The 24,324-nt window shown below is 67.3% G+C and carries 16 protein-coding genes; 2 read left to right on the forward strand and 14 right to left on the reverse strand.

Features of this window, described 5'->3' with window-relative positions:
* Positions 1–56: 56 nt before the first annotated feature.
* Positions 57–1,988 (forward strand): acyltransferase family protein, encoded by a 1,932-nt coding sequence (locus tag ACS5NL_RS18430; protein ID WP_439355416.1) that lies wholly within the window; start codon positions 57–59, stop codon positions 1,986–1,988.
* A 16-nt stretch (positions 1,989–2,004) separates the two neighbouring features.
* Positions 2,005–2,775, forward strand: a complete 771-nt coding sequence (locus ACS5NL_RS18435) for a PIG-L deacetylase family protein (protein WP_439355417.1) — start codon at positions 2,005–2,007, stop codon at positions 2,773–2,775.
* A 25-nt stretch (positions 2,776–2,800) separates the two neighbouring features.
* On the opposite strand, the gene ACS5NL_RS18440 is transcribed toward ACS5NL_RS18435, so the two are convergent.
* The 14 genes from ACS5NL_RS18440 to ACS5NL_RS18505 all read right to left on the reverse strand — a co-directional run bounded on the left by ACS5NL_RS18440 (position 2,801) and on the right by ACS5NL_RS18505 (position 24,309).
* A complete protein-coding gene (locus tag ACS5NL_RS18440; protein ID WP_439355418.1) occupies positions 2,801–4,966 on the reverse strand; it encodes a glycosyltransferase family 2 protein in 2,166 nt (721 codons plus the stop codon).
* A gap of 20 nt (positions 4,967–4,986) precedes the next feature.
* A complete protein-coding gene (locus ACS5NL_RS18445; RefSeq protein WP_439355419.1) occupies positions 4,987–7,083 on the reverse strand; it encodes a glycosyltransferase family 4 protein in 2,097 nt (698 codons plus the stop codon).
* An 86-nt stretch (positions 7,084–7,169) separates the two neighbouring features.
* Positions 7,170–7,949: a class I SAM-dependent methyltransferase gene (locus ACS5NL_RS18450; RefSeq protein WP_439355420.1), complete on the reverse strand. Its 780-nt coding sequence runs from the start codon at positions 7,947–7,949 to the stop codon at positions 7,170–7,172.
* Positions 7,946–8,905, reverse strand: a complete 960-nt coding sequence (locus ACS5NL_RS18455; RefSeq protein ID WP_439355421.1) for a glycosyltransferase family 2 protein — start codon at positions 8,903–8,905, stop codon at positions 7,946–7,948. Before ACS5NL_RS18455 ends, ACS5NL_RS18450 begins: the two co-directional genes overlap by 4 nt.
* Positions 8,902–11,082, reverse strand: coding sequence for a hypothetical protein (locus tag ACS5NL_RS18460; RefSeq protein ID WP_439355422.1), 2,181 nt, complete (start codon positions 11,080–11,082; stop codon positions 8,902–8,904). The genes ACS5NL_RS18455 and ACS5NL_RS18460 overlap by 4 nt, the downstream gene beginning before the upstream one ends.
* A gap of 13 nt (positions 11,083–11,095) precedes the next feature.
* Complete coding sequence (locus ACS5NL_RS18465; RefSeq protein ID WP_439355423.1) at positions 11,096–11,944, reverse strand: GDP-mannose 4,6-dehydratase; 849 nt, start codon at positions 11,942–11,944, stop codon at positions 11,096–11,098.
* Positions 11,941–12,975, reverse strand: a complete 1,035-nt coding sequence (gene gmd / locus ACS5NL_RS18470; protein ID WP_439355425.1) for a GDP-mannose 4,6-dehydratase — start codon at positions 12,973–12,975, stop codon at positions 11,941–11,943. The genes ACS5NL_RS18465 and gmd overlap by 4 nt, the downstream gene beginning before the upstream one ends.
* A 73-nt stretch (positions 12,976–13,048) precedes the next feature.
* Positions 13,049–15,718 (reverse strand): hypothetical protein, encoded by a 2,670-nt coding sequence (locus ACS5NL_RS18475; RefSeq protein WP_439355427.1) that lies wholly within the window; start codon positions 15,716–15,718, stop codon positions 13,049–13,051.
* The gene (locus ACS5NL_RS18480) at positions 15,711–16,616 is read right to left on the reverse strand and encodes a hypothetical protein (protein ID WP_439355429.1); all 906 of its coding nucleotides are present in this window, start codon (positions 16,614–16,616) and stop codon (positions 15,711–15,713) included. The genes ACS5NL_RS18475 and ACS5NL_RS18480 overlap by 8 nt, the downstream gene beginning before the upstream one ends.
* Entirely contained in the window at positions 16,617–17,264 is a 648-nt protein-coding gene (locus ACS5NL_RS18485) for a class I SAM-dependent methyltransferase (RefSeq protein WP_439355430.1), read from the reverse strand.
* Positions 17,261–18,268, reverse strand: a complete 1,008-nt coding sequence (locus ACS5NL_RS18490) for a glycosyltransferase family 2 protein (RefSeq protein WP_439355431.1) — start codon at positions 18,266–18,268, stop codon at positions 17,261–17,263. The genes ACS5NL_RS18485 and ACS5NL_RS18490 overlap by 4 nt, the downstream gene beginning before the upstream one ends.
* Before the next feature lie 31 nt (positions 18,269–18,299).
* Positions 18,300–20,027 carry a glycosyltransferase gene (locus tag ACS5NL_RS18495; protein WP_439355432.1) on the reverse strand — a complete coding sequence of 576 codons (1,728 nt, stop codon included), beginning with the start codon at positions 20,025–20,027 and terminating at the stop codon, positions 18,300–18,302.
* Positions 20,024–23,068, reverse strand: a complete 3,045-nt coding sequence (locus ACS5NL_RS18500; RefSeq protein ID WP_439355433.1) for a methyltransferase domain-containing protein — start codon at positions 23,066–23,068, stop codon at positions 20,024–20,026. Before ACS5NL_RS18500 ends, ACS5NL_RS18495 begins: the two co-directional genes overlap by 4 nt.
* Positions 23,065–24,309, reverse strand: a complete 1,245-nt coding sequence (locus ACS5NL_RS18505; RefSeq protein WP_439355434.1) for an ABC transporter ATP-binding protein — start codon at positions 24,307–24,309, stop codon at positions 23,065–23,067. Before ACS5NL_RS18505 ends, ACS5NL_RS18500 begins: the two co-directional genes overlap by 4 nt.
* Between the last annotated feature and the right edge of the window lie 15 nt (positions 24,310–24,324).

The following is a 24,324-nucleotide window of genomic DNA, read 5'->3' on the forward strand; positions in this document are numbered from 1 at the left end:
CGGTCCAGCGCCATGCCCGTCCCGGGCATGGCCTTTTGTTTTGTCTGCCTGAACGCATGTCGACAACACCCCATCTGGACAACTACCGCCCCGACATCGACGGCCTGCGCGCCATCGCGGTGTCGGCCGTGGTGCTTCACCACGCCTTCCCGCAGTTCATCCACGGGGGCTTCATTGGCGTCGACATCTTCTTCGTCATCTCGGGTTACCTGATCAGCTCGATCCTGCTGGACAACCTGGCCAAGGACCGGTTCAGCTTCGCCGACTTCTACGCACGGCGGGTCAAGCGGATCTTCCCGGCGCTGTTCCTGGTGCTGGCCTTCACGCTCGGTTTCGGCTGGTATGCACTGACGCCCAACGAATACCAGGCGCTGGGCAAGCACACGGTGGCGGGCAGCTTCTTCCTGTCCAACTTCGCGTTCTGGTCCGAAGCCGGTTACTTCGATGCCTCTGCGGTCGAGAAGCCGCTGCTGCACCTGTGGTCGCTGGCGATCGAGGAGCAGTTCTACATCTTCTGGCCGCTGATCCTGTTCGCATTGCACCGCTTCGGCCAGGCCAAGCGGATCTGGATCCTGGGTCTGCTGCTGCTGTCGCTCGGCTTCAATCTCTGGCTGGTGCGCCACGACCTGAACGCCGCCTTCTACAACCCGCTGGGACGCTTCTGGGAAATGATGATGGGCGCCTTCCTGGCGGCCAGCCGCCCTGCCCCTGGCAGCACCGAACCGACATCAACCACCCGGGCGCAATGGCTATCGACCCTGGGTGCCTTGCTGATGGCGGTGGTTCTGGTCAAACTGACCCCGGAGCGGCGCTTCCCGGGCGGATGGGCCTTCGTTGGTACCCTGGCCACCTGCCTGCTGATCGCGGCCGGACCCCGGGGCTGGTTCAACCGTTTTGTGCTGTCGAGCAAACCCATGGTCTGGATCGGATTGATCAGCTACCCCCTCTACCTCTGGCACTGGCCGCTGCTGTCCTACGCCCACATCGACATTGGTTCGATGCCCCGCATCCGCGAGCAGATCGGCTGGGTGTTGCTCGCCGTCGCACTGTCCTGGCTGACCTACCAGCTGGTCGAGAAGCCGATCCGGTTCGGCCAGTGGCGCAAGCACCGGTTCATGACCGTCGTCCTGTGCGCCACCGTGGCGATGACGGGTCTGACGGGTTTCGCCATCCTCAAGAAAGATGGCGTGCCCGAACGCTTCCCCGAGCTGCTGTCCAACCTGACCACCAAGGGCGGCCGCGCCGCCATCGTCGAAGGCTGGCGCGATGGCGACTGCGTGCTGGACTACGACCTGCCGCCCAGCAACTACAAGCCCTTCTGCGTCGAAAAGAAGCGCCCGCTGATCTTCTTCTGGGGCGACTCGCACGCCGGTTCGCTCTACCCGGGTTTCAAGGCCCTGCAGGACAGCGGCAAGTACAACTTCGGTATCGGTCAGCGCGCTGGTGCGATCTGCCCGCCGATCCTGGGCATCGAACCACGCCCGCTGTGCAAGAGCCTGAACGACGACACCATCCGCGTGATCCGCGAGACCAGACCCGACGTGGTGGTGCTCTACGCGTGGTGGCACGAAGGCAAGGTGCATGGCCGCTACACGGACATTTCCGGCCTGGAAGCGACGGTTGCGGAGATCAAGAAGGCGGGCGTGCCGCGCGTGATCCTGCTGGGCGCCGTGCCGTACTGGAAGGAAGACCTGCCGCAGCTGCTGCTCAAGGTCTGGAAGGACAAGAAGACCATTCCGCTGCGGCTGGGCGACGAATATCTCGATCCGCTGGTGCGCACGACCACCGCCGAGATGCGGCAGCGCGCCAAGGCCATGGGCATCGAGTTCATTTCGGGCATGGACTACTTCTGCAACCAGGAAGGCTGTCTGACCCGCATGACGCCCAAGTCCACCGAACCGCTGAGCTACGACTACGGCCACCTGTCGATTCCGGCGGTGAAGTACTACGCCGAACAGATCGCCCCGATCGTCCTCGGCAAACCCTGAACCCGATCGCTCCGACATGGCCCTGCACGTTTTTCTGTTCCCGCACCAGGACGACGAAGTTCCGGTCCTTCTGGAAATCGAACGCCTGCTGAAGGCCGGGGAGCCGATGGCCCTGGTCTACCTGACCTCGGGTGCGCGCAGCGGCGAGCCCGAGCTGCGCCGCACGGCGGAGAGCCTGTCGGTGCTGGGAGACCTCGGCGTGCCGCGCGACGCGATCCATTTCGTGGGCTCGGACATGCGGGTGCCCGACGGCGACCTGATGTCGCACCTGGAGGCCCTGCACGGCTGGCTGAACGGGCTGATCGCCCGCAACGGGGGTCTGGCCAGCCTGCACATGCCGGCCTGGGAAGGCGGCCACCAGGACCACGACGCGGCGCACCTGCTGGGCGTGGCGCTCGCGGCCGAACACCAGGCCCTGCCCCGCGCCCGCCAGTTCCCCTACTACCACGGGCGCAACCTGCCGGGCATCCTGTTCCGCACGCTCAGCCCGCTGGCGCCCAACGGCCCGGTGCAGCACGACCGCATCGGCCTCGGGCAGCGACTGCGCTACCTCGGCTACCTGACCCGCTACAAATCCCAGCTCACCACCTGGGTCGGGCTGGGTCCGTTCTTCGTGCTGCACTACCTGTTCCGCGGCACCCAGGTGCGCCAGCCGGTCAGCACGGCGCGCGTGTTCGAGCGGCCGCACGAAGGGCCGATGCTGTACGAGCGCCGCAACTTCAGCGACTACCAGCGCTTCCAGGACAAGGCCGACACCTACCGCCGGCAACACCTGGCGCAGAACTGAAACGGGGCCCATCGGGCCCCGTTCTTCATGCTGCGCTGCTCGCCGGGTCCGACACCCAGGTGTGCCGGGTCCGCGGTGGCCAGGCGATGCCGAAGTCTTCCGCATCCAGCGTCAGGTTCGGGCTGTAGTACGGGTCGTTGGCCATCAGCTTGGGCCAGCGCTTCCACATGTAGGCCACTTCCTTCGCGAAACGCTCCTTCTTCTCGGGCGTGTCTTCAAAACCGCGGGTGGCCGACTCGTGGTGATACAGCGAGGCGAACGGCGTGTAGAGGTTGCGCAGGCCCAGCTCGGTGAGCTTCAGGCACAGGTCCACGTCGTTGCAGGCCACGCGCAGGTTGACTTCGTCGAAGCCACCGACCTGCATGAAGTAGGTCTTCTGGACCGCCATGCAGGCGCCCGTCACCGCGCTGAAGTTGTTCTGCAACGTGAGGCGGCCGACGTAGCCGTGAGCCAGCGACGAGAACGACTTGTGCGCATGGCCGGCCCAGCCGCCGATGCCCAGCACGATGCCGGCGTGCTGGATCGTGCCGTTGGGGTAGATCAGGCGCGCGCCGACCGCACCGATGCCCGGACGGCAGGCGTGGCTGATCAGCTCGTCCAGCCACTCGGGGTTGATGACCTCGATGTCGTTGTTGAGGAAGACCAGGATCTCACCCTTGGCCTGCTCGGCCGCGCGGTTGTTGATCGCCGAATAGCAGAACGGCTGCTCGTCGCGGATCACGCGGATGTTGTCGAGCTTGTTGATCTCGGCAAAGTAGGCCAGTGCCGCAGGATCGTCCGAACCGTTGTCCACGAGGATGACCTCGTAGTTGCGGTAGCGTGTCATGTCGCGGATGCTCTTGATGCAGACCTCGACCAGCTTCAGCGCGTTGCGCGTCGGGATGATGATGCTGGCCATCGGCGGCTCGTCCGGCAGGCGGAAGCGGGCCCGGAAGCCGTGGCCCACGAACTGGGCGCGCGCGCCGTTGCCGATGCGGCGGAAGTGGTCGTTGAGCGCGCGCTCGCCAGCGAGCATGGCGTAGGGCTTGATGGTCAGGTCGGCCTTGGCCGTGCTGGCCGCGTGGGCGCGCCAGTGATAGAGCAGGAACGGCACGTGCACGATCTGGTCGGCCGAGATCTTCTCGATCACGCGCAGCACCAGGTCGTAGTCCTGCGCGCCGGCGTAGGCGTCGCGCAGACCGCCCACCTGGTCCATCACCTCGCGGTGGTAGAAGGCCAGGTGCGTCACCAGGTTGTGGGCGTAGAACAGGTCCGGGTTCCAGTCGGACTTGAAGTACGGGTCGTGGCGGCGGCCCTGCTCGTCGACCTTGTCTTCGTCCGAGTAGATCATCCGCGCCCGAGGGTTCTCGATCGCGGCCTTGACCATGTAGTACAGCGCCTGCGGCGGCAGCAGGTCGTCGTGGTCGAGGAAGGTGATCCATTCGCCGGTGGCGACTTCCAGCGCGCTGTTGGTCGCGGCCGAGATGTGGCCGTTGGTCGGGCGGAACACGACCTTGAGGCGCGCGTCCGCGGCGGCCATCTTTTCGAGGAAGGGGCGCACCTCGGCACTGGTGGATGCATCGTCGGCAATGCACAGCTCCCAGTCGCCGTAGACCTGGTTCTGCACCGAGACGATCGCCTCTTCCAGCCAGACGAGGTTGGCGTTGTAGGTCGGCATCACCACCGACACCCGCGGGCGCCGGGGCATGGCCGCCACCTGGGCGCGCATCACCTCGACCGCCTTCGCGTCTGGCGTGTCGTACAGACGCACCCAGGTCTGGTAGTTGCGCTGCTCCAGCGAGGAGGTCTCCGCGCCTTCCTGTGGCGCCGCGGGCTGGTGGCGGTTGCCGGCTCGCCGTGCATCACCCAGCGCGCGACCGAAGCCGTGGCCCGCCCGCATGCCCTGGCGGAACACGCCGATCGAGTGGCTCAGGTCCTGCACCGCCTGGCTCACCGCGCGCATCGGCGCCGTGACGCGCCAGCTGGTGGACTGGTAGACCTTCTCGAGCTCCTTGAGCTCCAGAATTTCCTTGTTCTGCCGCGCCAGCGCCTGGTAGGCGTGCACCAGCTGCTGGCTGCGCTCCTGGTAGTCGTTGAGCAGGTCCAGCAGGTGCTCGTCGCGCGCCTTGAGCTCCTCGATCAGCAGCTGCGGGTCCGAGGGGTATTTCTCGGGCTTGGAAAACAGGGGCGGGGTCGCGTTGTCGGTGGTCATGGTGTTTCTTGGCGAGATGTTCAGATCGTTCCGGCCGCGCGCAGCTCGCGCAGACGCTGCCCGTAGGCCTTGGCCACTGCCTGGATCGAATAGTCGTTCTGGATCAGCTGCTGGGCCTGGCTGGCGGTGCGCCGCGCCAGCGCGCGGTCGTCGACCACCCGGCGCATCTGCGCCACGGCCTGCGGCACGTCCGGGTCGCACCAGTACTGGCCCTCGTGCAGGATGTAATCGTCGGCGGTCAGCGGCACCATCGGCCCGTGCACCAGGAAGCTGGTGTCCTCGCGGCAGAAGTCGGCATTGCCCGAGAAGGCGGTGGTGATGGTCGGCAGCCCCAGCAGCATCGACTCCGCGATGATGCGGCCGAAGCCCTCGGAGCGGTGCAGCGAGACATAGGCGTCGCACGACGCCATCAGCTGCACCAGCTCGACCCGGCCCAGCGTCTTGTCGATCACCGTCACGCGGTCGTCACCTTGCAGCTCCTGCTCGACCGCCTGCCAACCCGCCGACTGCCGGTCCAGGCTGATCGCCTTGATCACCAGACCCACATTCGGATCACTGGGGAACGCCTGCTTGAACGCGCGCACGGCCGCGATCGGGTTCTTGCGCGACAGCCAGGAATTGCCGTCGAACATGATCAGAAAGTGGAAACGTTTCGGGGACAGTCCGAAGCGTTCCCGGGCGGGCGCCGGACGTGCCGGCAGTTCCACCGCCAGCGGCATCTTGCGCACCGGCTTGTCGGTCTTGCCGTCGAAGGCGTGCCGCACGAATTCGCTGAACACCCAGATTTCGTCCACCGAACCGATCACCCCCATCAGGTGTTCTGGCCACACCGGCAGCTCCCAGTGCCAGGCGCCCACGATGTGGTTGCCGCCGTCGAGCAGCTGGCGCCCGCCCTCCATGCCCAGGCGGATGATTTCCGTCGGCGGCAGGCAGACCAGCGACAGCGGCCAGCGGGCGCGCTGGGTGAGCCGGTCGTCCAGCGTGTGGTCCAGCTTGGCGGGACCGGGCATCGGCACGTCGATCACGCCGTACGGCACACCCGCGATCTCGGCCGAACGCGCGGCCATGCGCACGTCTTCGGCGATGCCGATCACGCTCTGCGCGTAGCCCAGGATGTTGATGCCTGGCAGCTCCTGGTCCGGATCGTCGAACAGCTGCGGGAAGCTGCCGTACTCGGCCTGCCGGTTCTGCTCCCACCAGGCCAGCAGGTTGCGGCAGCCTTCGGGGGTCTTGAGGTCGAACAGCGTCGGCAGGTCGCTGCGCGTGCTCCAGACCAGGTACAGCGGGTACGGCAGCCGGATGTCGGCGCAGGGGTAGAAGGCCGACCGGTCGGACTCGAACGCGCTCACGCGCCGCTGCATGAGGCGGCGCAGCGCCACCTGGCGCTCCAGCGCCCATTCGTCGATATCGAACTCGCCAGCGCCGTAGAGGTGCCACCACAGCAGGGCATTGACCCAGTTGCCGTCGGACACCGGCGCATACAGCTCGGGCGAAAGGTCGCGGCGACCGCCGAGGATGAGCGAGAGGAACTTCGGCACCGGCCAGCGGCCCTCGCCGTGCGGCTGCACCTCGCGCAGGGCCGGGTCCACCGACCAGCGCACCCGGGTGTATTCCTGTTGCCCGAACTTGCGCCACCAGCCCAGCAGGGCGAAACGGCCCTCGGTCGTGTCGATGGGATAGGCGCCCTGCAGGTCCAGGCGGTCGTGCCAGATCAGCCGCAGCGGCGGCGGCAGCTCGGTGGTGAGCGCCCGTTCGTCCAGCACGAACGACAGGTACTGGTCGCGCCACTCGGGCATCAGCCCCACGGCGGTGGGCCAGTTGCCCTTGAGTACATAGGAAAGTCCGCGCCCGCCCTCACCGACGAAACGGGACACGCCGTGGCCGCGCAGAAATTCGCGGTCGGCGTCGCTCAGGGTCCACTCGATCTGGTGGTACTCCTGGTGCAGCTGGCGCTCCCACCAGGTGAACAGGACGATGCGGTCCTGCACCCGGCCGAGGTCGAGATGCATGAGGTCGGGGCGGATGGCCACCATGGCCTGGAGACCGGCGGGCACGCCGATCGGCCAGTCCGCCTGTCTGGCGGGCGCCCGGGCAGACCAGGCGGTATGAGAAATCACCACGTTCCTGTGTTCAGAAGCCCTGTCGGGCCGGCCGTCGAGCCTATGGAAACGTCCTGCGCACCCGAGCGCAGGGCAACAGAGGATTATAGGTTCGGGGCCTTGCCGGGCCCCTGCCCGGGCGCCGACGCCTTGCGCAGGCAGGCGTAGTAGGACAGGCCGAAACGTCGGCGGGTCTGCGGCGTGAAACCGGCCACCTCGTCCAGAAACACCGAGGAGAGCAGACGACCCGCCATGCCCTGCCCCGGCACGCCCTGCTTGTCCTCGGGCGGCGTGCCCAGCAGACGGTGCTTGGCCACCCACAGCGCGCGGGCAGCGACCGCGACCGGAAACAGGCGGGTGTTGAAGTGGCTGCCGGACAGCCATTCGAGCCCGTCGGGCACGATGGACCGGAACGAGGCCGCCGTGTAGCGCCGGTAGTGCCCGACCGCCACATCGTGCCGGGTGAAAAACCAGGGGTGGGCCGGCACGGTCGCCAGGAACAGACCGCCCGGATGCAGGTGGTCTGCGATCCAGCGCAGCGCGCCGCGGTCGTCCTCCAGGTGCTCGATGACGTCGAACGCGCAGATCAGGTCGTAGCGCCGGTCCAGGGTGCAGGGAATCGGCTGGTCCAGCAGGGTGCGCAGGTCGGCGCGCTGGCGCAGTGCCGCCAGGCCCAGCGGATCGATCTCCAGGGCATCGACCGCACCGTGGCGCGCCAGGGTCGGGATGTTCTGGCCCACGCCGGCCCCCAGTTCGAGGATCTCGCGCTCGCGGTCCAGCAGCGGCAGGTGAAAACCGAGCAGGCGATCGATCAGCGACCGGCGACCCTCGTGCAGCCAGCCGTTGGCCTCATTCACATAACGCAGGTAGGCGGCTTCTTTCATGCGGCAGGGTCCTGTGGTCCGCCGACGCGCTCGGCGATGAAGCGGCGCTGCTCCGCCGGCTGGTTGAACTTCACGAAAAACTCCACCACGATCCCCAGCGACAGCAGGTGCACGCCGACGATGACCGCCAGCACCCCGAACAGCAGCAGCGGGCGACCGCCGATGGGGCCGTGACCGAGCAGCCAGAGCCCGGCGAGATAGGCCAGCACGGCCGATCCGGCCAGCCCCAGCAGCAGGCCGAGCCCACCGAACAGGTGACCCGGCTTGTGCAGCCAGCGGGTGGTCGACAGCACGGTCAGCAGGTCCAGCAGGCCGCGCGCGCAACGCTCCCAGCCATAGCGGGACACGCCGTGGCGCCTGGGGTGGTGCACCACCGGAATCTCGGCCACGCGAAACCCCAGGTCGTGGGCGAGCACCGGGATGTAGCGGTGCAGTTCGCCGTACAGCGACAGGGACTCCACCACCTCGCGCCGGTAGCACTTGAATCCGCAGTTGAAGTCGTGCAGACGGACGCCGGTCAGGCGGGCGGTGATGCGGTTGAAGACCCCGGACAGCAGCCGGCGGGACGCCGGGTCCTGGCGGTCCTGCTTCCAGCCGGACACCAGGTCATGGCCCTCCTCCAGCTTGGCCAGAAACCGGGGGATCTCGCCCGGATCGTCCTGCAGGTCGGCGTCCAGCGTGAACACCACATCGCCACTGCAGGCCTCGAAGCCGGCCGCCAGGGCCTGGGCTTTGCCGAAGTTGCGCCGCAGCCGGATGCCCCTGATGCTGGCGGGATCGCCCTGGGCCAGCGTCCGGATCACACGCCAGCTGCCGTCGGTGCTGCCATCGTCGACCAGCAGCACCTCAAAGGAGGACACCCCCGCACAGCCCTGCACCGCCGCACGGATCTGCTCCACCAGCAGCGCCAGGCTGGCTTCTTCGTTGTGGGCGGGGACGACGAAGCTGAGCTTCATGGTGGTGTTCCGGTATCGGGTTCCAGGCGCAGGCTCCGCAAGCCCAGGCCCAGCGGGCGTTCATCGGGTCCCAGCCCGTAGGCGTCCGGGGACCGCGGTTGCCGGACCGTGATGCCCAACCGCAAGACCCCGGTCGGGCCCAGGGGAGGCACCGCCAGCCGCAGGCGTTGCAGGTCGGCGTTCGGGAATCGCCAGGACGTGGGAGGCCCGCCGTTGACCGAGACCTCGAACGATGGCGCCGGCGCTCCCGGCGGCACGAAGGCGGTGGCCTCCAGCACCAGGCGCATGGGCACTTGCGCCGGCGCGGGCGACAGGGACAGTTCGGCGTAGTGCCCCAGCGTCCAGATGCCCCAGGGTTCGAGCGCGGCCCAGCCAAAGCGGGTGGCAATGCCGGACTCTCCGAACGCGGCCGGCCGGATGTCCTGCGCCCATGGTGTGCGGGCCGAAGTTTCCGGTGCCGCAAAGCCGACCTCGGCCACCGCCACCGGCCCGGCACTGGCGGTCCGCACCTCCAGCGCGAACGTCTCCCAGCGCACGGGCTTGTTGCTGATCATGTCGAAGGCCTGCCGGGACAGCGCCGCCTGCGGCACCGGAATGGGTACCGGCAGCCCTGCCTGAAGAGTGCCCTGCCAGACCGGGCGGCCTGCCTGCGTCAGCACACCCGCGGCATCGACCGAGGACACCAGCGACAACACGGGCAGCGGATCCCGGCTGTCGTGCTGGAACACCGTGATCCGGGCCGGGTTCACGGGCTCCCGCAGCGGCAGCAGCCCGTTGTCGAACCCCTCGATCCGATAGAGGCTCGTGGCCGACCCTTCGGGGCGCCACTCAAACCCCGGACGGTCGATCGGCATGTACGGCAGCAACGAGGTCTCCAGGGGAAACCACTGTGCCGGAGCCTGTGTCAGGAAGATGGTGGGCCGGGCCACCAGCGCCGACGATGGCGGCAGGGTTCCATGCTGGAACAGGCCGGTCAGGCCCAGCGCACCCGCCACCGGAAGATGGCGCCACATCCCGCCAGCGACCGCGGCGGAGCGCCGCACGAACAGCAGCGCCAGGATCAGCACCGGCATCGCCTGCAGCAGGTAGCGCGAGCCGTAGCTCTGTGCGCCACCAAAACCATTGGTGGGAAAGGCCAGGGTATTGATCAGCCAGTAGATCCCGAGCCCCGCGCACAGCAGGCGCGCCGCCGAACGACCTCGCCACAACGCTGTCACGAGAAACAGCAGGGCCACGGGGTAGTACAGCAGGATGCCGGTCTCGCGCCCGACCAGGAAGTCCAGCAGCTTTTCCGGCAGCAGCGGCCAGTTCGCCTGCACCGCCATCCACAGCCGGCGCAGCTCGAAGATGTGGTTGTAGTCCCGCCCCTGCGGCAACACCCAGCCGGGCTCGAACGGAAAAGGCCTGGACCAGACACCGAAGCGGTTGCCCTGGTAGGCCAGCAGATGGGCATCCTGCAGCAGATTGACCATCGACGGCCCGGCCCAGCCGACGAAGGAACCGAGCAGCACCCACCCGAGCCTGCGCCCCAGCAAGGACCCGGCGACGATCAGCAGGGTCGGATACACCGCCATCAGCGGCGGGCGCTCGTAGAAGACCATCCCCAGCAGCAGCCCGCCCAGCCAGAGGCGCCACGCCGGCCCCGATCGCAACACCAGGTAGCCGCCCACCGCCAGCAGGGCCGCGGCGAACAGGTCCGGATGGATGACCCCGGCCCAGACCACCGCCGGCCCCACCAGGAACAGGCCAGCGGCCAGCCACTGCCCCGGAACCCGACCAAACACCGGCGTGGCGCAGCGCACGGTCACGAACACCAGGGCTCCCAGCGCCAGCAGGTTCAGGACGATGAAGCCGGCCGTCCCGAACAGCCCGTAGAGCGGCGCAGCGAACACCGCGTACAGCACCGGTTTGGCGAAATGGAACTGCGACTCGCCCACCTGCTTGAAGTACGCGCCTCGGGGCCCATCCGCCTTGGGAAACTGCGCATCGAACCGCTGCAGGTCCACCGCATCGAACCGCAGGTCGTGGTCGTGCCACAGGCTCATGGTGGCCAGCAGGTGCGCCGACTGGTCGCCGTAGGGCCGCCATTCCCGGTCGGGAACCCGGGTGGACAGCAGCGAGACACCGACGGCCAGGGCCAGCAGCGCCCAGACCATCCGCCCGATCGCCGACCTCATGCGCCTGCCGCGGTCACGCGGCGCCCAGCATGCTGCGCAGGGTGTCGCTCAGGGAGTAAGCAGGCAAGGGACCGATCGCGGCCTGCAGGCGCGCGGGATCACCGCAGAGGCGGTGCACCTCGTTGGCACGCACGAAGGCCGGGTTGACCGCCACCTCGATCTCGTGCCCGGTGAGGTCGCTCAGGGCATCCAGCACCTGCCGGATCGAATGGGTCTGCCCGGTGCAGACGTTGACGATCGCCGGTGCCGCCACCGCACCCAGCAGGCGCAGATAGGCCTCGCAGACCATGCGCACATCGTTGTACTCGCGCTCGACGTGCAGGTTGCCCAGTTCGATGCGCGGTGCGCGCCGCACGAAGTGGTCGACCAGCTTCGGGATCAGAAAATGGCCCGCCTGCCCGAGGCCGGTGTAGTTGAACGGCCGGGCCAGCACCAGCGGCAGGCGGTCGGCGCAGGTCAGCGCCATGTGCTCCATGGCCAGCTTGCTGGCCGCGTAGTGATTCACCGGCGCGGGTGGCGTGGACTCGGCGATCGGAGAGGCCTCGCAGTTGCCATACACATTGGCACTGCTGGCGACCAGCACCCGCCGGGGCCGCTGCGGCAGGCGGCACAGGGCATCGAGCAGGTTCATGGTGCCCACGACGTTCACGGCGTACAGGGCCGTGGCGTCCTGGTGCGCCACAAAGGCGATGGCGGCCAGGTGGACCACCGCCTCGGGCCGGATCGCGTCCACCTTCGCGGCGACCGCGTCGGCATCGGTCAGGTCGCAGCCCAGCGCGGCGATCTCATGTCCGCCAGCCTGCGCCAACCGGGCAAACGCCCGGCCGGTGAAGCCGTCCGCGCCGGTCAGCAGAATCTTCAAAACGAGAACCCGGCTTCGTTGCGGCGCATGTCGGCCTCGACCATCATCTGGCACAGCTGCTCCAGCGTGGTCCTGGGCTCCCAGCCCAGCTTGGCCTTGGCGTGCGCGGGATTGCCGATCAGCAGATCCACTTCCGCCGGGCGGTAGAAGCGCGGGTTGACGCGCATCACCGTCTTGCCGGTGGCGACATCGACCGCGGTTTCGTTCTCGGCCTGGCCACGGAAGTCGACCTCGACACCGGCCCCCTTGAAGGCCATGCGCACGAAGTCGCGCACGGTTTCGGTCCGGTTGGTGGCCAGCACGAAGGTGTCGGGCTGGTCGGCCTGCAGCATGCGCCACATGCCCTCGACGTATTCCTTGGCGAAACCCCAGTCGCGCTTGGCGTCGATGTTGCCCAGCTCGAGCACATCGAGCTTGCCCAGCTTGATCTTGGCCACCGCGTCGGTGATCTTGCGGGTGACGAACTCACGGCCGCGCAGCGGGCTTTCGTGGTTGAACAGAATGCCACTGCTGCCGAAGATGTCGTAGCTCTCGCGGTAGTTCACCGTCATCCAGTGCGCGTACAGCTTGGCCACGCCATACGGGCTGCGCGGATAGAACGGCGTGTCTTCGACCTGCGGAATGGCCTGCACCTTGCCGAACATTTCGGAGGTGCTGGCCTGGTAGAAGCGGATCTTGCGGTTGACCAGACGGATGGCTTCGAGCAGGTTCAGCGCGCCGACACCGGTGATCTGCGCCGTCGTGGTCGGCTGGTCGAAGCTCACGCCCACGAAGCTCTGCGCTGCCAGGTTGTAGATCTCGTCGGGCTGGACCTTCTGCACCAGGGCAATGTTCGACCCCAGATCGGTCAGGTCGTATTCGACCAGGTGCAGATTGGGGTGGTTCTGGATGCCCAGTTCTTCGATGCGCCAGAAGTTGACCGAGCTGGTGCGGCGGTATGTCCCGTAGACCGTGTAGCCCTTGCCCAGCAGGAGCTCTGCCAGGTAGGCGCCGTCTTGGCCGGTGATGCCGGTGAGGATTGCGGTTTTCATGTGGTGTTTGGGTGTCGCGGAGGCAAACTTTGATTTTAGGCGCCCCGCCATGCCTCCACCGTCCTTTCCCCCATCAGGGGGACGGTACGGACCGGATGTCGATCAGCCCTAGGGCGATCCCCAGTTTCCGGGCATCCCCGGAAATGCCCTGCTGGCGGGGCGAGGTCGCCTGCGGAACGGACAGACGGATTTCGTCGACCCCGGCACCACCGTCCAGCGGCAGACGACCGACGAACCCGGCTCCCGACGGCAGGTGCCAGGTCACGGCAGCGCCGGTGCGGACGTGGGTGGCGGTCACGGACACCGGATGTGCAGGGCTCGCACCAAAGGCAAAGAATTCCAGCAGGACCTCGCACGCCGCCGCTTTGCAGCGGGAGGGAACAGGCAATGACAGCGTCGCCTGCCCCGTGGACCAGACATGCCCCGGTTCCGGATCGTGCCAGCCGTCCAGCAGCACCATGGCCTGTCGCGGCTCCGCGCTGTTGGTGCGCAAGGGAAACGACAGAAGCTCGGCGAGCGCGGCGTTGCGCTCTAGCACGCCCGCGGCCCTCAGCCGTGGCGCCGGCCGGACCACCGAGAAGAACGCGGCTTCCCGCACCTCGAACGCGGGGTCGGCACGCAGCTCCTGCAGCACAGGGCGAAGCGCCTCGCGCATGGGCTCCGGGCATTCGGGACCAATGTTGGTGAACATCACCTCATCGGCCGCCACAGCGCCTTCGCTCCACCCCAGGCTCACCTCCTGAGTGCAGGTCCTGGTGCGACAGGCCGGTGGGGTAGCCAGCAGCAGTCTCGCCTCGGGTGTCACGGCCAATCGAACCGATGAAACGGTTTCCCAACGACCGCTCGCCAAGCGCTGCTGCAACACAGCACCTGCCGGTGCGGACCGCAGCGACAGCGCGGGCAGCGGGGCATGGGTGTCCGGGTGTGTCCTGAGCAGATAGGTCGCATGCTCGTTGTGCCGTGCGTCGATCGGCACCGCCACCCGCAGGCGGTTGTCTTCTACCGTTCTGCCCGGTTGGCCCGGTTTGCGCCAGGGCGCAAACCGGGCCAACGGACTCTGCGCCTCGCACGGCCATTCAAAGGCGGCCTCAATCAGCCCCACATGTGGCAACACCACGGCATCGGCATCGCCCCGGAGCAGGATATTGCGGACTTCCAATGCCAGACCCGGACCGCTGTGCGCCTGCGCCCGACGAATGGACGCTGGCCAGCGATCGCGAGCCAGTTCCAGATTCTTGTCGCCGCCGATGTTGTAGGCCTTGAGCCGATAACGCGCAGCGATGTGGTTGACGAGGAAATCGTTGCCGGTGGGCAGAAGCACCGTCCGCTCATCCTTCAGACCAAGGACCCCCATGTCCTGCGCCACCGCCTGGTCCATGGTGAGAAACATCGCGCGCAGCCCGCGTTTGGTCTGCCAATGCACGGACAGGTCTGGCACCTGAAGCGCGATCACGGTGGCCAGAAGCAGCATGGGCACCGTCTGGCGGCCGCTCCAGCGCCGCCCCATCCAGACCGCAATCAGCATCCAGAGGCAGCAAAGGGACAGCGCCGTCCAGCGGTAGGCCGCCCGCATGGATGAGAAACCCGGCAGCGTCCGGGAAATCCAGGCATTGCCCGTCTCGATCCATCCGGCACTCGCAGGCATATGACCCGACGCAATGTGGCCGGGAGCGAAATGCCCGGCACTGAGCACCTTGAGCGACGGACCCAGCGAGAAATACATCGACACCACCGCGATGGCGCCGATGGCAATCACCAGTCGGCTGTTCCCGCCACGATCCAGCCAGGCCACCCCCGCCAGAACCACCAATGGCAGGGCGAAGGTCGTGGTCCAGACCGACGTGTCCCCGAACTGGTCCAGCTGGCTGCGGGCAGAAGACCATCCGAAGAAGTCGAAAACCGGCTGCAGCCCCTGGGTCGGCACGACAAGGTAGTGCAGATCCAGACCGAACGCCCGGAACGTGTCCAAAGAACCCGGGTCGAATGGCAATCCCCCGACATAGCGCTTGTAGGCCAGATAGGCGACCGACAGTGAGACCAGCTGGGTCGCGAGGGCTGTCCACACCGCGCTCTGGCGCTGCTCCGAACCCGGCAGCGCCGACAGCGCGATCAGACACAGCGAGCCCACGCCATACATGACGAAGGTGTACCCGTCCATGAAGACGGCCACGAACGCGACAAGCATTGCCAGCACAGCTCTGGCCGCCCCCGCCCACCGTCCACTCCCGTGTGCCTGCAACAGCGACAGCGTCATCAGGGAATAGGTGGGCAGCAGTGCGATGCCCAAGGCGAGCATGCTGTATCCCGCGTGGCCCCACACCATGGGCAGCGTGAGCCAGCAGGTGGCCAGCAGGATGGCAGTCCGGCGGTGGGTACCAAGCCGGGCGGCCAGGCTAGCGGCGCCGCCAAATGCGACCACCAGCCACAGCATCACGGTCATGGCGTAGGCATCCGGCATGGCCAGCCCCAGCCGGATCAAGGCGGCCATGGGCAGGACACCGCTCAGGCCGAACGCAATCGGCGCCGGCGACGGCGCGCCAAAGTCGTTGGCGTACAGAGCCAACCATCCCTGGTGGGCCAGCGACTCGGCAAAGCCCCCGCTCCAGAGCATCTGCAGGTGTACCGGCAGCATCCATCCGGGAATCGCACCGTGCACCGAACAGGCCAGCGCCAGTCCACACAGCGCCAGCAGCACATCGGGCCACCGCCAGGACGCCTTGGTCGACAGGAGCGGGTCAGCCATGGGTGCGATCAACCCGGGTATGACCGGCAGGCACCCCAAGGACCAGCCGGCGCGCCAGCCAGAGGCTGGCGACGAAGAACCCCACATCGCCCAGGATGTTGACCAGCCTGGCCAGCAGCACGGCCAGCACCAGATCGGCCTGCGGCACCCACAGGCCCAGGATCAGCAGCATCACCGCCTCGCGCACGCCCAGCCCGGCGGGGGCTCCGGGCGTCACCAGCCCGACCAGCCAGGCCGCGATCGCGGCACCCGGCACCACGCCGGCCGGCACCCGGGACACCGCCTCGGGCGCCAGGGCGGCCAGCACCGCCCAGTACACACCGGCCGAAAACAGCAGAAACAGCGACTGCCCGATCAGTGCCCTGCCCGCACAGAACCACCGCCAGCGCAGCACGGCGCCAACCACCAGGACAGCCAGCCCCGCCGGCACCACCCAGGCCAGCACCCCCACCTGCCCGGCCAGCCAGCGCTGCAACAGCAGACCGACCAGCACGACGGCACACACCACCAGCAGCCCCAGCTCCAGTCCGATCGACTTCGCCAGCGGCTGCGCCGGCACGCCCTCGGCCATGCCCAGCACCTGGCGCCCCGCCAGATGGAACACGTTGCCTGGTGCGTACTTGGCGATCTGCGAGCGTCCGTAGACCGCGACGCTCCGCGCCACGGACAGCCGCCCCCCCAGTTCCCGCAACAGGTCCCGCCAGGCCAGGGCCAGCAACACATTCGCCAGTCCATAGCCCACCGCCAGCGCCAGCAGCAGGGACACCAGCGCGCCGGACAGCGGGACCGCCTTCAGTTGCGGCCAGTAGTCGGCCAGGCGGACACCGACAAAAGCCAGCCCCGCCACCGCCAGCACCGAACCGAGACGGGCCAGGATCGGCTTGAGCGACCTGGCCATTCAGCGGTCCGCTTTGGGGCGGCAGAGCAGCATCGTCCATGGCAGCGGCGAGGCCACCGCCAGCACGTCGAAGTGCGCCGAGACGGCCCGCACGAACCCGGCCTTGCTCCAGTGCTGCAGATGGCCCGGCGTGTTGCCGAGCGCACCCAGGTACTTGCCGCGCACCAGGTTCAGGGCGCACCACAGCGGCTCGCGCGGCACGCTGAGGATGTAGTGCCGCGCGGGAATCTGCCGCAGCTTCTGCAGGGCCAGTTCCGGTTGTTCGAGGTGTTCCAGCACCTCGCAGCACATCAGCAGATCGGCTGCCTCCTGCTGCGGGTCCAGCTCGTAGATGCTCTTCACGGCAAAACACGACGGGTCGATGCCGTGCCCGGCCGCGTTCTGCCGGGCCAGCTCGATGGCCGTGCCTGAGTAGTCGCATCCCCGGACGCGATAGCCCATGTCCTGGCAACGGATGACCCAGTGACCCTCGCCGCAACCGATCTCGTTGATCGATTCGGGCGCAGCCTGCCGGATGAAGCCCTCCAGCGACTGCGTGAACCCGCTCATCAGGTACCGGACGACGGGATTGCGGCTGCCGTACTTGTCGAAGGTGTTGCCGACGACCACACCCCCCTCGCTGGTGCCGCCCGTGACGCGCGTGTTCATGGCTTCTCCTGGTCCGGATGCGCATCCGGCGCCGCTGCGGTGTCGGCGGACCACACGGCGGGGCTGATGCGCTGGTCGGAGACGTTGAGCTTGTAGCGGATCTCTTCCAGCAGCATGCGGTTGGCGGCCAGGATGTCGGCGACGAAGGCCACCAGGAAAGTCTGGAATCCCATGCCCAGCAGCACCGAGGCCAGGATCAGCGACTGGATGTGACCGTTGCCGTCCCCGGTGAGGTACTTCCAGAGGAAGCGCAGACCGATCAGCAGGCCGGTCAGGAACAGCACCATGCCGATGGTGAAGAAAAAACGGAACGGCCGGTAGATCACGAAGATGCGGATGATCGTGATGACGCTGCGCCGGATGTAGGAGGGAATGCTCTTGACCAGCCGCGAGGGGCGCAGGTCCTCATTGACGCGGATCGGCACCGACACCGTGCGGATGTTCTTCTGGCCCGCCTGGATGATGGTTTCCAGCGTGTAGGTGTAGTCGTTGAACACCATCAGGCGGCTGGCGGCCGCCCGGCTGATCGCGCGGAACCCGCTGGGGGCATCGGGGATCGTCGTCTTGCTGGCGACCCGGACGGCCCAGCTGCCCAGCTTCTGCAGGCTCTTCTTCACCGGAGAGAAATGCGCGATGTCGCTGATCGGTCGGGCACCGATGACCATTTCCGCCTGCCCCCGCACGATCGGGCCGGTCAGCGCAGGAATGTCCGCGGCGTTGTACTGGTTGTCGGCATCGGTGTTGACGATCACGTCGGCGCCCAGCGAGAGCGCGGTTTCGATGCCGGTCATGAACGCCCGGGCCAGGCCCCGGTTGCCGGAGTGGCGCACGATGTGGTCCACCCCGTTGGCCCGCGCCACGTCCACCGTGTCGTCGCTGCTGCCGTCATCGATCACCAGCCAGTGCACCGCGTCGAAGCCCGGTACCTGCCGGGGCAGCGCTGCCAGGGCCACGGCCAGCGTCGCGCCCTCGTTGAAGCAGGGGATCTGAATGAAAAGCTTCATCTGGTGCCTCTCTTTGCCCGAGGCCGCGGCCTCACTGCCCCAGTCCCGACAGGCGATCCAGCTCTGACCGGTAAGCCGCGACCAGGCGCTCCGAACAGAAGAAATCCAGCACATGCGCGCGGGCAGCGACCGCCCTGCGCCGCACCTCGGCAGGGGATTCCAGCACGAACCTCAGGTTCTCGGCAAGCGAGTCCACATCGGGGTCGGCCCAGACGAATCCCTGCGGATACGGGAAGTAGTCGGACGGCAACTCGAGCCGGTGGAAGCGCACCGGCAAGGCGGTTTCCGGCGAGATGAAATGGCTCAGCCCGCCGAAGGAAATCGTGATCACCGGAACCTCCGCACCCATGGCTTCCACCACCGTCAGACCCAGCCCCTCGGACCGGTGCGGCGACACGTAGGCGGACGCGGTGCCGATCAGGTGGTGCAGTTCCTCGTCGCCGAGCAGGTAGTCGATGATGCGCACACGCGAGTCGGCCGCAGCCGCTTCGTAGAGCCGCTTGACCTCGGGATTGGTGTGGTCCGGGTAGGTGATCTTGAAGGTCAGCTGGACGTCGTGCCCGCCGCCTGCCGGAAAGGCCTGACAGAACGCATCGAGCAGGGCGCCCGGGTTCTTGCGCTCGAGAATGCTGTTGGCGTCGAAGCAGTAGACGAAGTTGTGCGTGCCGGAGGCCTCCGATTCCGGACGGATGCCGTCCAGGTAGGCCAGGTACGGCGGCAGAAGGGTGACCCGCTTGGCGGTGGAGCGCCGCAGGGTCTCGGCGATGAAGGGGGTCGGCGCCCAGAACTCGTGGAAGTACTTCATCGACACCTGCCACTCGGGCCGCAGCGTCGGCAGCTCCCAGTACCAGACCGCGATGTTGTAGGTGTCCCGGAACAGGGCGTCCCCGCCCTGCTCCAGCATCATCGGCAGCGTGTCGCCGTTCATGTGCACGATGTTGACCCGCGCACCCTCGATGAACGCCGGCAGTGTCAGCTGGTCGCTGCCCAGGCTGGTCTGGCGAGGGAACTCCCGCTGCTGCGCGCGCGTGCCCAGTTTCGGCGCGCCGGCCAGCGTCAGGCCTTCGAGATAACCACGCGCACTGACCCCCAGTCCGGAAATCTTGTCCAGCGGACCGACGACGTTGATTCCCTGCTCCGGCTGCAGCGGCAAGGGCAACGGCAACACCGACCGCTCGGGCACGCCCACGCGCTGGTCACTGGAAAGGCGGATGCGGTGGTGCAGAACCAGTCCGGCCGGCTTGCCCAGGTGGAGAAAGTGGGTCAACGGCCGGTCGACCCAGCCCTGCAGTTCGGGGTTGGACGACAGGTAGCGCCGCGGTGCGAACGCCGTGGGCGAATCCAGCCCCAGGTCTTCGCCGAACACGGCGTAGTGATACAGCGAGCACAGCCCGTCCAGCGCCCCGGGGGCGAAGTGATGGCGATAGGTGGTCGGGTTGAAATGGGCGTTCGGCCACCGGCCTTCCCTGTCGCCGTACTGCACGTAGTGCATGAGCGCATCGGCTCCGCAGGACGCGATGTCGGGATAGGTGGTCAGGTAGTGCGAGGGATCGAACAGGCCCAGCAGGACAAGTGTCAGCGCCTGACGGAGCACCGAGGGAGTCCCGTCGGCAGCACCCATGACCACATTCCAGTCGGCACCACGGCGCGCCGCTTCGTCGCGGGCCTGCTCCTCGAGGGTGTCGAGCAGCAGGTCATAGGCGACCGGATCGTAGGGGTCGGCCACCATCAGGGATTGGTCGTCGCTGGCTGGCGTCATGGTGTGACCTCGGAGTGCTGCTGTTCGGCGCTGATGCTGCGCAGGTGCACGCCACAGTACGGATCGCGATCCACGAGGTGTTGCCAGCGGGAGAGGAACTCCTGCCGCTCCGCGCTCTTGTCGTGCTTGCGCTTGAAGCTGGAGTTGTGGAAGTGATAGAGCAGCGCATGCGGCGTGTAGACGACGCGGTAGCCGTCGCGCACACAGCGCAGGCAGAAGTCGATGTCGTTGTAGTCCACCCGGAAAAACTCGTCGAAACCGCCCATGCGGTCGAAGAACTCCTTGCGGTAGGCCATGACCGCACCGGTGACCGCGCCGTAGTTGCGGTCCACCGACGCATAGCCGCCGTACTCCAGTTCGTCCACGGGACGGTTCATGAACACGTGACCGGCCGAGCCATTGAGGCCGGTCGAGATGCCGGCGTGCTGGATGCGGTTGTTCGGGAACAGCAGCTTGCCGCCGACCACGCCCACCTCCGGCCGCACCGCGTGGCTCACGAGGGCTTCGATCCAGTCGGGTGCGATGACTTCCAGATCGTCGTTGAGCAGCAGCGCGACCCCGGACTTCACCAGCGATGTCGCGAAGTTGGACTTGCCGGCGAACGAGAAGTCGCCGTCCTTGACGAAGGTGGCCGTGGAGTGGCCATGCTGCGCCAGCAGGGCACGCAGGTCGTCGGGCACATGCCCGTCGTCAACCACGATGATCTTGTAGCCCGGGTAGCTGGACCTGGCGATGATGGATTCGACGAAATTGGTCGCCAGCACCAGCTTGCCGCGGCCCGGCACCTCGCGCTCCTGCATGTTGGTCAGGATGAGCAGGGTGACTTCGAGGCCTTCGGGAATCGGCCAGCGGACCTGCAGACTGCCCGGATGCGCATGGGCGGTCACCTGCACGCCCGGATCGGTCGTGGCCAGGTGCGCCTGCAGCGCCGTCCGCGCCGGCTCCAGCGCGCCGGGCGAGAAGAAGCCACCGGCGGGCACATCGCTTTCACGCCGTCGCACATACAGCAGGTCTTCGAGGTGCCCGATGCGGCGCGCCTGGCCCGACACCGCCAGCGAAAGGGCATATTCGTCGGCCTCCGGCGAGCCGCTGCCCGGCACCTCGAGGTTGAGCAGCAGCGACTTGCGCACCGCCAGGAAACGGCCCAGCAGGTTGACCGAGTGGTGGTGTTCGGGCGACCAGTCGGGCTTGAAGAAGGGCGACACGACCGAACCGTCGTCGAGCAGGGTCGCCTCGTCGGTGTACACAAGGTCCAGTCCGGGATCGGAGGCCAGCGCCTGGCTGAGGTGTTTGACGAGATCGTCGTCGACGCCATCGCCCTGGGTGAGCAATCCCATGAAGGCGGTGGTGCACTGGCCGCTGGCCCTGAGCAGGTTCTGCACCTCGTCGTCCGTGGCGCCGGTGACGCGCCGGATGCGCCAGTCGATGTCGAGCCACTCGTCGACCAGCGGCTGCAGCGCAGGGGCGGCGCACAACAGCAGTTCCCACGCCGGATCGGTCTGGCGCAGCACCGACTGGACGCTGCGCACCAGGGCATCGCGGTCGCCGTGGTGAATGGTCAGCACGAACGCCACCGAAGTGGCGCTGCGCCGCATCTGGCCCAGCGTGGTCACGGCCTCCAGGGACTCGTGCTCCCGCCGGAACCGGGCCAGGGAAAGACAGGACTCGAGATCGAGCGGACGGGCCATCTCCAGCAACAGCGGGTCCGCGAGCAGCACGGCAGGCTTGGTGGCGGCGCTGCGCTTGAACGCGCCACGGGGAAGCTCCGGTGCGGACACCACGGCCGCAGGGGGATCGGGCTGTGCAGGCTCCGGCACCCCACCGGCACGCAACAGCGCCAGCCGACGGTGCAGCCCTGGGACCCTGGCGGCCAGCCACTGGCCGGCGCGCAGCCGCACACCGGGGAAAGGCGCCAGCACGGCAGCCCCCAGCGCGAGACCCGCCACGAGGGCTGGCCGCACCAGGCCGTACTTGATCCATGCCGAAGGACCACTGCGTTCGAGACGGTTCAGACGCTCCACCGCATTCGCGATGCTGGCGTCGGCGCCCGCACGCCATGCCGCCAGCTGCTGATCCAGCGACGCCGCGATCGACCAGGTCTGACCGAGCTGGGAGGACATGTCCTTCAACCTCCGCCCGGAGACTTCCTCCATGCGCGCCACTTCCGACTGCAGTCGCTCGACCGAAGCGGACAACTGCTGCACCGTGCGGGCAGCCTGTTGCAACGCCTTGCGGGATTGCGCCACCTCGACGGCCAGCGCGTGAAGCCCTTGCTCGCGCTGGTTGCGAGCATGTACCTCGTGACGCACGGCCAGCGACTCCAGGGACAGGCCGTACTCGCGGCCAAACGCGGCATCGAAGCGCGCCAGGTCTTCCGCAGCCCCGCCCTTCTGGGCCACCACCGCGTAGTCGGGACTCGCGCCGGCCAGCACATCCCAGAGCGTGGGCGACGGATCGCTGACCGCGGATTCGTGCTCCTGCAGCCGCAGGATCTTGTTGCGGACAAAGCCGTGGTACTCGGCGAGAAAACCCAGCAGCTGGTGCGGAATCGGCTTCTGGTGCGTCGGGTCCAGGTAGAAATGGCTGGTGCCGACCACCAGGTTTTCCGAGTTGGGCGTCTCCAGAATCAGCAGGCCACCGGGCCGGAGCACGCGCAGGCTCTGGGACACCAAGGTCTGCAGCGCATCGAACGGCAGGTGTTCGATCAGATGAAAGGCGGAGACCACCGCCTGGCTGTTGTCCGGCAGGGACAACAGGTGCGCGAGCGCATCGCCCCGCACCACCGTCAGCCCGCGCTCGCGGCTGGCGGCCAGCATGCCTTCGTCCAGATCGATGCCGGTGGCATCAAACCCGGACTCCACCAGCAGCTCCAGCCACTCGCCACGGCCACAACCCAGGTCGACCGCCTTCGGCCTCTCCGTTTCCTGACCGGTCAGCGGCCGAAGGAAATCCAGGTAAACCGTCAGACGCGCCTTGATGACTTCGCGGCTGCCGCGGTACCGGTCCTCGAAGGCCCGGTAAAAAGGGACGGTCGTGCTCATGAACGCATCGGCGCCGGAGCCGTCGATGACACGTTCACCTTGTGATCGAGCCAGGAGACGCCGACGAAATGGGGCTTGCTGGTATTGATGACGTTGAACACCAGCGAGCGCTCCCGCCACTCGTAGTTGTTCACCAGATGGGTGTCCGTGCTGTGCAACGCGGTCTGGATGGAATAGGTGCCGAACCCGAAGTTGGCGGGAAAGCTGATGTCGAAACGGACCACGCTGCCGGCGGGCACATCCTCGACCGCCTGGTTGGTGTGGTGGGTGTTCGAACCGAAGATGATCTGTCCGAGCCGGTCCTTGATGCCAAAGCCCAGCACCAGCCGCTCGATGGGCTCCCTGGCCGCCACCTCCACCCGCAGCGTGACGCTCTGCCCGACATTGACGTGCTCGATCGGATGCCCGTCGGCGTTCAGCAGCGCGATCTCGGTCACATTCGCTTCGCCGGTGCCGGAGACCGTCTGGATCTTGCCGCCGGAGACCACGTCCTGGCGCACGCTCTGGCTCTGGTGCGAGGCCAGCATGGCGTTGTAGTAGTCCATCACCGCCTCGGGCTCGCCTTCCATGGCGATGGTGCCCTCATTGAGCAGGATGGCGCGGTCGCAGATCGCCTGGATCGCACCCTTGTCGTGGCTGACGATGAGCAGCGTCGTGCCCTGCTCGCGGAAGGCGCGGATGCGCGCGAAGCTCTTGTGCACGAAGTACGCATCCCCCACCGACAGCGCCTCGTCGACGATCAGCACGTCGGGACGGATCGCCGTGGCCACGCTGAAGGCCAGCCGCATCTGCATGCCGCTGCTGTAGACCCGCACCGGCTGGTCGATGTAGTCACCGATCTCGGCAAACGCCTCGATCTCGGGCATGTGTTTCTCGATATCGCTGACCGTATAGCCCAGCAGCTGCCCGGCCATGAAGGCGTTCTGGCGCCCGGTGAAATCCGGGTGGAAGCCCATGCCGAGCTCCAGCATGGCGGCCACGCGACCGGACATGCGCACGCTGCCGGTCGTGGGCTGCGTGGTGCCGGTGATGAGCTTGAGCAGCGTGCTCTTGCCGGCGCCGTTGATGCCGATGATGCCGACGGCCTCGCCCTGCCCGACCGAGAAGTGGATGTCGTTCAACACCCACTTGAGTGTGTGGCGCTGTTTGTGAAACGGGCTCAGCCATTCCAGCAAGCGGGCCCAGCGTGTGGGGTACTGCTTGTAGGCCTTGCCCAGATTGTTGACAGAAATCGTTCCCATGGATGCCGGTCAACC

Origin of the sequence: Hydrogenophaga sedimenti (assembly GCF_051857515.1) — a bacterium.
In the GTDB taxonomy this organism is placed as follows: Bacteria; Pseudomonadota; Gammaproteobacteria; order Burkholderiales; family Burkholderiaceae_C; genus Hydrogenophaga.

Coding starts and splice junctions, on each gene's coding strand:
- ACS5NL_RS18430 (WP_439355416.1), top strand. CDS start 57: ATGTCGACAACACCCCATCTGGACAACTACCGCCCCGACATCGACGGC.
- ACS5NL_RS18435 (WP_439355417.1), top strand. CDS start 2,005: ATGGCCCTGCACGTTTTTCTGTTCCCGCACCAGGACGACGAAGTTCCG.
- ACS5NL_RS18440 (WP_439355418.1), bottom strand. CDS start 4,966: ATGACCACCGACAACGCGACCCCGCCCCTGTTTTCCAAGCCCGAGAAA.
- ACS5NL_RS18450 (WP_439355420.1), bottom strand. CDS start 7,949: ATGAAAGAAGCCGCCTACCTGCGTTATGTGAATGAGGCCAACGGCTGG.
- ACS5NL_RS18455 (WP_439355421.1), bottom strand. CDS start 8,905: ATGAAGCTCAGCTTCGTCGTCCCCGCCCACAACGAAGAAGCCAGCCTG.
- ACS5NL_RS18460 (WP_439355422.1), bottom strand. CDS start 11,082: ATGAGGTCGGCGATCGGGCGGATGGTCTGGGCGCTGCTGGCCCTGGCC.
- gmd (WP_439355425.1), bottom strand. CDS start 12,975: ATGAAAACCGCAATCCTCACCGGCATCACCGGCCAAGACGGCGCCTAC.
- ACS5NL_RS18475 (WP_439355427.1), bottom strand. CDS start 15,718: ATGGCTGACCCGCTCCTGTCGACCAAGGCGTCCTGGCGGTGGCCCGAT.
- ACS5NL_RS18480 (WP_439355429.1), bottom strand. CDS start 16,616: ATGGCCAGGTCGCTCAAGCCGATCCTGGCCCGTCTCGGTTCGGTGCTG.
- ACS5NL_RS18485 (WP_439355430.1), bottom strand. CDS start 17,264: ATGAACACGCGCGTCACGGGCGGCACCAGCGAGGGGGGTGTGGTCGTC.
- ACS5NL_RS18490 (WP_439355431.1), bottom strand. CDS start 18,268: ATGAAGCTTTTCATTCAGATCCCCTGCTTCAACGAGGGCGCGACGCTG.
- ACS5NL_RS18495 (WP_439355432.1), bottom strand. CDS start 20,027: ATGACGCCAGCCAGCGACGACCAATCCCTGATGGTGGCCGACCCCTAC.
- ACS5NL_RS18500 (WP_439355433.1), bottom strand. CDS start 23,068: ATGAGCACGACCGTCCCTTTTTACCGGGCCTTCGAGGACCGGTACCGC.
- ACS5NL_RS18505 (WP_439355434.1), bottom strand. CDS start 24,309: ATGGGAACGATTTCTGTCAACAATCTGGGCAAGGCCTACAAGCAGTAC.